Source organism: Devosia sp. (genome assembly GCF_028290645.1).
Taxonomy (GTDB): Bacteria; Pseudomonadota; Alphaproteobacteria; order Rhizobiales; family Devosiaceae; genus Devosia_A.
Map to the genome: position 1 here is coordinate 1 of NZ_JAQGJL010000412.1, position 8,936 is coordinate 8,936.

10 protein-coding genes are annotated in these 8,936 nt (G+C 65.6%); 9 read left to right on the forward strand and 1 reads right to left on the reverse strand.

The features are described from left to right. Positions 1-3: 3 nt before the first annotated feature. From JWQ89_RS21950 to JWQ89_RS21990, 9 genes are all read left to right on the forward strand, one after another. Positions 4-414 carry a peptidylprolyl isomerase gene (locus JWQ89_RS21950; protein ID WP_299644760.1) on the forward strand — a complete coding sequence of 137 codons (411 nt, stop codon included), beginning with the start codon at positions 4-6 and terminating at the stop codon, positions 412-414. Beyond that, positions 411-821: a hypothetical protein gene (locus JWQ89_RS21955; RefSeq protein WP_299644749.1), complete on the forward strand. Its 411-nt coding sequence runs from the start codon at positions 411-413 to the stop codon at positions 819-821. Before JWQ89_RS21950 ends, JWQ89_RS21955 begins: the two co-directional genes overlap by 4 nt. After that, a complete protein-coding gene (gene queA, locus JWQ89_RS21960) occupies positions 821-1,882 on the forward strand; it encodes a tRNA preQ1(34) S-adenosylmethionine ribosyltransferase-isomerase QueA (RefSeq protein ID WP_299644750.1) in 1,062 nt (353 codons plus the stop codon). Before JWQ89_RS21955 ends, queA begins: the two co-directional genes overlap by 1 nt. A gap of 224 nt (positions 1,883-2,106) precedes the next feature. Then, on the forward strand, positions 2,107-2,397 hold the full coding sequence (locus tag JWQ89_RS21965; protein WP_299644751.1) for a GYD domain-containing protein: 291 nt from the start codon (positions 2,107-2,109) through the stop codon (positions 2,395-2,397). 47 nt (positions 2,398-2,444) lie between these two features. Beyond that, complete coding sequence (tgt, locus tag JWQ89_RS21970; RefSeq protein ID WP_299644752.1) at positions 2,445-3,572, forward strand: tRNA guanosine(34) transglycosylase Tgt; 1,128 nt, start codon at positions 2,445-2,447, stop codon at positions 3,570-3,572. Positions 3,573-3,596: 24 nt separating this feature from the next. Further along, entirely contained in the window at positions 3,597-5,231 is a 1,635-nt protein-coding gene (pgi, locus tag JWQ89_RS21975) for a glucose-6-phosphate isomerase (RefSeq protein ID WP_299644753.1), read from the forward strand. Then, the gene (locus JWQ89_RS21980; RefSeq protein ID WP_299644755.1) at positions 5,228-6,211 is read left to right on the forward strand and encodes an aminoglycoside phosphotransferase family protein; all 984 of its coding nucleotides are present in this window, start codon (positions 5,228-5,230) and stop codon (positions 6,209-6,211) included. The genes pgi and JWQ89_RS21980 overlap by 4 nt, the downstream gene beginning before the upstream one ends. Then, positions 6,208-6,960, forward strand: coding sequence for a type I methionyl aminopeptidase (gene map / locus JWQ89_RS21985; protein ID WP_299644757.1), 753 nt, complete (start codon positions 6,208-6,210; stop codon positions 6,958-6,960). Before JWQ89_RS21980 ends, map begins: the two co-directional genes overlap by 4 nt. 116 nt (positions 6,961-7,076) lie before the next feature. After that, positions 7,077-7,517 (forward strand): hypothetical protein, encoded by a 441-nt coding sequence (locus JWQ89_RS21990; RefSeq protein WP_299644758.1) that lies wholly within the window; start codon positions 7,077-7,079, stop codon positions 7,515-7,517. A gap of 204 nt (positions 7,518-7,721) precedes the next feature. Here JWQ89_RS21990 and JWQ89_RS21995 read toward each other — a convergent pair whose 3' ends face one another. Beyond that, positions 7,722-8,468, reverse strand: coding sequence for an SDR family NAD(P)-dependent oxidoreductase (locus tag JWQ89_RS21995; RefSeq protein WP_299644759.1), 747 nt, complete (start codon positions 8,466-8,468; stop codon positions 7,722-7,724). Positions 8,469-8,936: the final 468 nt, after the last annotated feature.

The window sequence follows — 8,936 nt, forward strand, 5'->3', positions numbered from 1 at the left end:
GCCATGCGCCCTGACCTGGCGCCGAACCACGTCGCGCACATCAAGAAGCTGGCCCGCGAAGGCTTCTATGACGGCATCGTCTTCCACCGCGTGATCGACGGCTTCATGGCCCAGACCGGCGACCCGACCGGCACCGGCACGGGGTCGTCGAAGTACCCGAACCTGAAGCAGGAATTCAGCGCCGAGCCGCACGTGCGCGGCGTCGCCTCGATGGCCCGCGCGCAGGATCCCAACAGCGCCAACTCGCAGTTCTTCATCGTGTTCAACGACGCCCGCTTCCTCGACCGCCAGTACACGGTCTGGGGCAAGGTGATCGAAGGCATGGAAAACGTCGACCAGATCAAGCGCGGCGAGCCGGTGCGCGATCCGGACTCGATGGTTTCGGTGAAGGTCGCGGCAGACATCGCCGAATGATCCGGCTGGCCGCAATCGCCCCAATCGCTATTGGTGGCCTTTGCGGCCTCGCCACTCCCTCCCTGGCGACCGAGTGGATCAACTGCGCCTCGCCTGATGGCGGCGCTAGCATCGATATCCTCGTCGGCACGACCGACGTGATCGCAGTCGCTGGAATGACCATCACCGTTGGCGAAAAAGTCTGGGCGACAGACCCGGCCTACGGCCCCGGCGACCCGGTCAGCGTAGGCCAGGCTTTCGAGGACGCCGAGGCGATCCGCATCGACGCAGTCGATCCGAATGTGACCACCAAGGTCGCCGAATTGCGGCTGTTCAAAGCCACCGAGGACGAGGCCGCGACCATTTATGGCGGCACGCTCCGTATCCCCGGCCATGGCGCCTGGGCGGTGAGCTGCACCGGCCCCTGATGCGAGTCGACGATTTCGATTTCGACCTGCCGGCCGAGCGCATCGCGCTCCACCCGGCCGAACCGCGTGACTCGGCGCGGATGCTGATCGTTCGTCCGGGCGAGCCGCTCGAGGATGGTCGCGTAACGGATCTGTTGCGGATTCTCCGCGCCGGCGACGTCCTCGTCGTCAACGATACCCGCGTGCTTCCCGCCGAACTCACCGGCACTCGCATCCGCGGCGACAACCGCGCCAGCGTCAGTTTCAACCTCCACAAGCGGGTCGACGCCAACACCTGGCGCGCCTTCGCCCGGCCGGCCAAGCGCCTGCATGTGCTCGACCGGCTCGAATTGGGGGATACCGGCAGCATCGGCGCGACTGTCGCCGGTAAGGGCGAGACCGGCGAGGTGACGCTCGCCTTTGATCTCGGCGGCGCGGAGCTCGACGAGGCGATCAAGGCGCACGGCGCGATGCCGCTGCCGCCCTATATCGAGGCCAAGCGCCACACCGAAGAGCGCGACAAGTCCGACTACCAGACCGTCTATGCGGCGCGCGACGGGGCGGTGGCGGCGCCAACGGCGGGGCTGCATTTCACCGAGAGTCTGTTGCAGCAGTTGGCCGAGTTTGGCGTGACGGTCGAGCGGGTGACACTGCATGTCGGGGCAGGGACCTTCCTGCCGGTGAAGGTGGAAGACACCGACGACCACGTCATGCACGCCGAGTGGGGAGATATCCCTGCTGCCGTCGTCGAGCGCATCCTCGCCGCGAGGGCCAAGGGCGGCAGGGTGATTGCGGTGGGGACGACGAGCCTCAGGCTGCTGGAGACGGCCGCACGGGCCACCGGCATCTTGCAGCCGTTTGTCGGCGACACCGACATCTTCATTACACCGGGCTACCGCTTCAACGCTGTGGACATCCTGATGACCAATTTCCACCTGCCGCGCTCGACCCTGTTCATGCTGGTCAGCGCCTTTGCCGGGCTTGAGACGATGCGAGCGGCGTATGCCCATGCTATCGCTGACAACTACCGGTTCTATTCGTATGGGGATGCTTCGTTGTTGTTTCGCGACGAAGGCTCCTGAGGCCCGCTGAACCCTCCCCCAACTCGATGTCATCCTAGCTGTGTCCATTTACCCGCCGGCGCGAGGAGAGTTGGATTCCAGCCTTCGCTGGGATGACATCGAGGTTGGGGGGCAGTTCAGCTGAGGTCGCTCCTGAATACATTCAGTCGATTTGCTTGCCTTCACGGGGAGGATTACGGTGCCCTTGCGAGGGAGCTAGCCTTCGCCAACAGGGAGGAATGCAAGTGGCCAAGTACATATTGCTACTCAACTGGACGGACCAGGGCGCCAAGAGTGTCAAGGAATCCGCGAACCGCTACGACGCGGCCAAGGAGGCCGCAAAGAAGGCCGGCTGTACACTTGAGACGATCTACCTCACCTTCGGTCAGTATGACCTTGTCGGTGTGCTGGATGCGCCGAGCGACGACGCGGCGGCCACCTTCAATCTCCGCCTGGGCATGGGCGGCAACATCCGCGGGGTCACGCTCAAGGCATTCCCCGAAGCCGACTATCGCCGCATCATCGGCGGCGTCTGAGCGCCAGGCAGGGTGACAGGCGCGCTGCGGCTCGCTAATAGGCGGGCATGACCGACTTCTCCTTCACCCTGCAATCGACCAACGGCATGGCGCGCCGCGGGCGGATCGACACCTCCCGCGGCGACGTGCAGACGCCTGCCTTCATGCCCGTGGGCACGGTGGGCACCGTCAAGGCCATGTATCCCGAGCAGGTGCGCGACACCGGCGCGGATATCCTGCTCGGCAATACCTATCACCTGATGCTCCGCCCCGGCGCCGAACGCGTCGCGGCCCTGGGCGGGCTGCATGACTTCATGGACTGGCAGCGCCCGATCCTCACCGATTCCGGCGGGTTCCAGGTGATGTCGCTGGCCAAGCTGAGGAAGCTCACCGAGAAGGGCGTGACGTTCCGCTCGCATATCGACGGCACGGCCTACGAGCTGACGCCGGAGCGCTCGATCGAGATCCAGACGCTGCTCGACAGCGACATCATCATGCAGCTCGACGAGTGCATCCCGCTACCCTCCGAGCGGGCCGAGATGCTGCGTGCCATGGAGCTGTCGCTGCGCTGGGCCCAGCGGTCGAAGGACGCCTTTGGCCACCAGCCGCACCGGGCACTGTTCGGCATCGTGCAGGGCGGCGATGATGCGGAGCTGCGGGCGAAGTCGGCCGCAGGGCTGAAGTCGATCGGGTTCAACGGCTACTCGATCGGCGGGCTGGCGGTGGGGGAGCCGCAGGAGGTGATGTTCCGCGTGCTATCAGAGATCACCCCGGAACTGCCCGCTGAAAAGCCGCGGTACCTGATGGGGGTCGGGAAGCCGGACGACATTCTCGGCGGCATCGAGCGGGGCGTCGACATGTTCGACTGCGTCCACCCGACCCGTGCCGGCCGGCACGGGCATGCCTATACGCGGATGGGTGTCATCAACCTCAAGAACGCCCGGCACAAGGACGATCCGCGGCCGCTGGACGAGACCTCGCCCAACCCCAACTGCCGCCGCTTCAGCCGCGCCTACCTGCACCACCTTATCCGCACCGAGGAGATGCTCGGGGCGATGATCCTGAGCCAGATCAACCTGAGCTACTACCAGCAGCTGTGCATCGGCGCCCGCGCGGCGATCGAGGCTGGTGCGTTTGCCGATTATGCGGCACAAACCCGTGCAACATGGGCCGCTGGCGATATGCCCGCGCTCTGAGCTCGCTCACCGGAGTTACGCGTCATGGCCGGCAACAAGTCCCTCCTCAATCCGCTGATGAAGTCGCGCAAGCGGTTGGCCGAGACGAACATGCGCGAGCTGTTCGCGGCGGACCCCAACCGGTTCAAGTCGTTTTCGGCCAAGGCCGGCGACCTGTTGCTCGACTATTCCAAGAACCGCATCGATGAAAAGGCCATGGCCGCGCTGTTCGAGCTGGCCCGGGCGGCCGGCGTCGAGGAGCGGCGCGACGCGATGTGGAAGGGCGAGCACATCAACGTCACCGAGGATCGCGCGGTCGGGCACATGGCGCTGCGCTACATGGGCGACAAGCCGGTCAGGATCGACGGCAAGGACGTGATGCCCGAGGTGCGGGCGGTGCTGGCCCGGATGAAGGCGTTTTCGGACGCGGTGCGCGACGGCAGCATCAAGGGCGCGACGGGCGAGGCGTTCACCGACATCGTCAATATCGGCATCGGCGGGTCGGACCTCGGGCCGGTCATGGTGACGCTGGCGCTCGAGCCCTATACGCGGGACGACCTCAGGGTCCACTACGTGTCGAACGTCGATGGGGCGCATATCCACGACACGCTGAAGCGCCTCGACCCCAGGCGGACGATGTTCATCGTTGCCTCGAAGACCTTTACCACTGACGAGACGATGACCAACGCGGCGACCGCCCGCAGCTGGATCGCCAAGGGGCTCGGCGAGGGCGCGGTGCCGGATCATTTCGCGGCGCTTTCGACCAACCTCACGGCCTGCGCCGATTTCGGCATCAAGCCGGACCGGATCTTCGGGTTCTGGGACTGGGTCGGGGGGCGCTATTCGGTGTGGTCGGCGATCGGGCTGCCGGTCGCCATCGCGGTGGGATACGAGAATTTCGAGGCGTTCCTGCGGGGCGCCTATGAGATGGACCAGCATTTCCTCACGACCAGGCTCGAAAAGAACCTGCCGGTGATCATGGGCCTGCTCGGCGTCTGGTATCGCAATGCCTGGGGGTTCTCGACCCATGCGGTGCTGCCCTACGACCAGCGGCTGAGCCGCTTCCCGGCCTACCTGCAGCAGCAGGATATGGAGAGCAACGGCAAATCGGTGACGCTCGCGGGCAAGCCGGTGGACTATCCGACGGGGCCGATCATCTGGGGCGAGCCCGGCACCAATGGCCAGCATGCGTTCTACCAGCTGATCCACCAGGGGACCGACGTCATCCCGGTCGATTTCCTCATCGCCGCGCGGCCGCACGAGAACCTGCCGCCGCACCATGACAAGCTGGTCGCCAATGTACTGGCGCAGTCCGAGGCGCTGATGCTGGGCAAAAGCAAGGACGAGGTTGTGGCGGAACTCACCGCGCAGGGCCTCGACAAGGCGCGGATCAAGGCACTGACGCCGCACAAGATGTTCCCAGGCAACCGGCCGTCGAACACGCTGATCTATCCCAAGCTGACGCCGGAGCGGCTGGGCAGCCTCGTCGCGCTCTACGAGCACAAGGTGTTCGTGCAGGGCACGATCTGGGGCGTGAACTCGTACGACCAGTGGGGCGTGGAGTTGGGCAAGCAACTGGCAAAGGCGCTGCTGCCCAAGGTGCAGGGCACCGAGACGGCGGCCAACCACGACAGCTCGACGGCGGGGCTGGTCGAGACCTACCTCAAGCTCAAGCAATGACCGAGGCGGTGGAAGAGCAGGGGGTGATCAAAGCAGCGCCGGTCGGGATCGATCCCGATCGGCTCGCGGCCACGTTTGCCGATTTCGGCCATGGTGTTCCCGCGGCGATCACCGAACTCCTTGGTGGCGGCGCACGCTCGTTCCGCATCGACCGTGTGGACGGCCAGCCGGTCGTGCTCAAGGTATTCAACGACGCGCTGCCGTACGCGACCGGCAAAGAGACTTATGCGTCGCAGTTGCTACGCGACCTCGATGTGCCGATGACTCGCTTCCTCGCCTCGGACGAGACCCGCACTCGGATGCCGTTCCGCTACACCATCGCCAACTACCTGCCTGGCAGGCAGGTGATGACCTTCAAGGACGCGCCGGACGTCGGCGACCTCTACCGGCAGATGGGCGCGATGCTGCGCAAGCTGCACACCGTGCCGGTGCCCGGCTACGGCGCCTTCGATGCGGACGGCCTTCACGATCCGGTGCCGACCAATACCGAATATCTCGCGCGTCGCTTCACCCACGCCATCGGCCAGTTCCGGCGCTACGGCGGCGGCGAGGCGCTGGCGCAGCGGCTCGAGGCGATCTTCGCAGCCCATGCGGATGTCATCGCCGAAAGCCGGGGCGCGGTATTCGCGCACGACGATTTCCAGCCGCACAACGTGCTGGGCGACCGCGGCCGGGATGGCCGCCTGCACCTCACCGGCCTCCTCGATTTCGGCAATGCACGCGCCTCCGACCCGATCTGCGACCTCGCCAAGGCGCTGTTCTGCTCTGAGCACGATGCTCCGGGGTCCACGCCGCACATCCGGGCCGGGTACGGCCCGATCGACCATCCCGATCCCGAAGCGGCCCTGTGGGTCTACACCCTCGTCCACCGCGTCACTATGTGGATGTGGCTCCGGCATGTCGGAGTGATCCTCGAAGGCGAACGGCACGACCTGATGGCCGACCTCGAGAGCATGGCGGAAGAGGGCGGTGCCCGGTGACCATCACGACCGAAGCGGATCTCGTGCGACTGAAGGCCATCGGTCGTGTTTGTGCGGTGGCGCGCGACGCGATGGCGGCGGCGCTGGCTCCGGGGATTACTACGCGGGAGCTCGACGATATCGGCCGGCGGATACTCGAGGCGAGCGGGGCGCGGTCGGCGCCGGAGATCACCTATGATTTTCCGGGCGCGACCTGCATTTCGGTCAATGAGGAGATTGCACACGGGATACCCGGTGCACGGGTGATCAAGGCCGGGGACCTCGTCAATATCGATGTTTCGGCGGAGCTCGACGGGATCTTTGCCGATACCGGTGCGTCTTATGTCGTGCCGGAGGCCGACAAGCGGCTGGTGGCGCTCTGCCGGGATGGGAAGCGGGCCATGTGGGAGGGGATACGCGCCGTACGGACCGGCGCACCGCTCTCGGGGATCGGCTTGGCGATCGGCGCTTTTGCGAAGAAGCATCGCTATACGCTGATCGAGAACCTTGCGAGCCATGGGGTCGGGGACAGCCTCCACGACGAGCCGGGGGAGATTGCCACCTGGCCGGACAAGTCCGAGCGGCGGGTGATCACCGAGGGGCTGGTCTTCACCGTCGAGCCGTTCCTGTCGCTGGGTGGACACCTTGCCGAGCAGCGCGACGAGGACGACGAGTGGACCCTGGTGGCGGCCCCGCAGGCGCCTTGCGTGCAGTACGAGCACACCATCGTCGCGACTCGACGTGGGGCGGTGGTGGTGACTGCGGCATGAGTGCGGCGCTGCGCTGAACGGTTTCTGAGCGAGCGGTTCCAAAACCATTCAATTTCAGTCGTCTAGGGTGATCTCAACGCTGCAGACGCAGCATGGATCAACCTAGGGACATTGAAATGACCGTTCTCAACACCCTTCGGCAGACCGGACGCGCCGCGGTTCTTGCCGTCGTCCTCGCCGGCACCGCCTTGAGCGCGGTCCCGGTGCAGGCAGCGCCGAACATGGGCGGCTTCTCGCTCGACGTGAAGCCGCAGGGCGGCGACCAAAAGCAGTTGCAGCAGTTCAAGAAGAAGGACTTCGGCCCGAACGACTTCTTCAACTGGTGCCTGACCGACAAGCAGATCCGCAAGGGCCTGCAGGCTTACGGCTTCTTCGACGTGCAGATCGTCAATCACCTCAGCAAGAACCGCGTCCGCGTCGAGGCCGGCTACGACGACTGGTACTACTCGATGCGCATTCACCGCTGCTCGGGTGTCGTCGACAAGATCAAGAAGCTCTATCCCGTCTGGGATGATGAGGAAGAAGAAGACGACGACTACTACCCGTACCCGTACTGACGCGAAGGGCAGGGGCCGCATGCCGGCCCCTGCCTCGCCGGCCATCACGCCCGAGTGCTGCGGTAGCCCAAGACCGGACGAGGGGTGACTGCACGGCTGAACCCCTCACCCGAGTTCCGGCAAGTCGCTCCGCTCCGACCTCCACTACCCTCTCCATCAGGGGAGAGGGGCGCGGGCTGCCAGTTTCCGTGTAGCCGGCGACGCCTAGAACTTCGTGCGCCGGAACAGCCACCACGGCAGGGCGCGCACCACCAGCATGATCAGCCACCAGCGGCGCGGGGCATATTGCACAGGGCCGCCACGATCGGCCGCAGCCCGCACGATCTTCGCCACCGTCTCCGCCGGGACGAGGCGGCGCTCCGGGGGGCTGCCGGCGGTCATCGCCGTTGCCGTCGGACCCGGCTTCACCACCACCGCCCGCGGGCCCTTGCCCGCGAAACGGTGGGCGATCCCTTCAACCAAGGTTTCAATGCCAGCCTTGGTCGAGGCATAGATGAAGTTCCTGCGCCGTCCGCGGTCGCCGGCCACCGACCCCAGCACCACGAGCGAGCCATGCCCCTGCGCCTCAAGCAGGTTGGCCGCAGCCAGCGCCCAGAGGGCGGTCGAGGTGTAGTTGGTGGTCATCATTTCGGCCGCGACATGAAGATCGGCGGCGGCCAAGGACTGTTCGGGCATGATCGCGAAGGCGATGAGGATGTGGTCCACGCCACCCAGCCGGGCGGCCAGGTCCGGTAGTGTTGCGGCCTGATCGGCGCCGGCCAGGTCCAGTACTGCGATCTCGGACGACCGGGCGCCGAGCCGCGAAAGCTCGTCCGCCAGCGACTGCAGCCGCCCGGCGTTGCGCCCGGCCAGCAGCAGCGCGGCGCCTTCGGCCGCATAGAGCCGCGCCGTCGCTTCCGCGATGCCCGAATTGGCCCCGAGGATGAGCACCCGGGGCTTACCGTCCGCCATTGGCGATTTACTCCCGATTCGCGCTGTTTCGTGCGCCAAGCCATAACCGCGCGGGTGCAAAGATGGCGTTTACGGCCACAATTGGGGGAGGGTGCGACGCCTCGGATGGGTTAGAGGCTCGTCTGCCGTTTCGTTGGCCAGAGCGGGAAACCGGAAAAACCGCAATGTTCCCCGTGCCCACCATGTCCGGTTGACACGCGGCGTCGCTGACTGGGTGAACGCGTCGACCTGGCTCGGGTTGCAGGTTAGCGACAACTTTACTGACCGTCTTTCCGCCCCATTGCTGTCCCGCCCGGGCCACACTGGCCTCCTAGCGTTTCCCCTTATCCGCAGCAAGATCGGGGGCATTCCGATGACTGCCAAACCTACCAAGGCCTTAGAGACTGCAATTGCTATCCCGGCGTCGGCAATTGACGTCGATATGTCGAGCGCGCTTGAGCGCGAAAAGAGCCTGTTCATTGCGCGCAA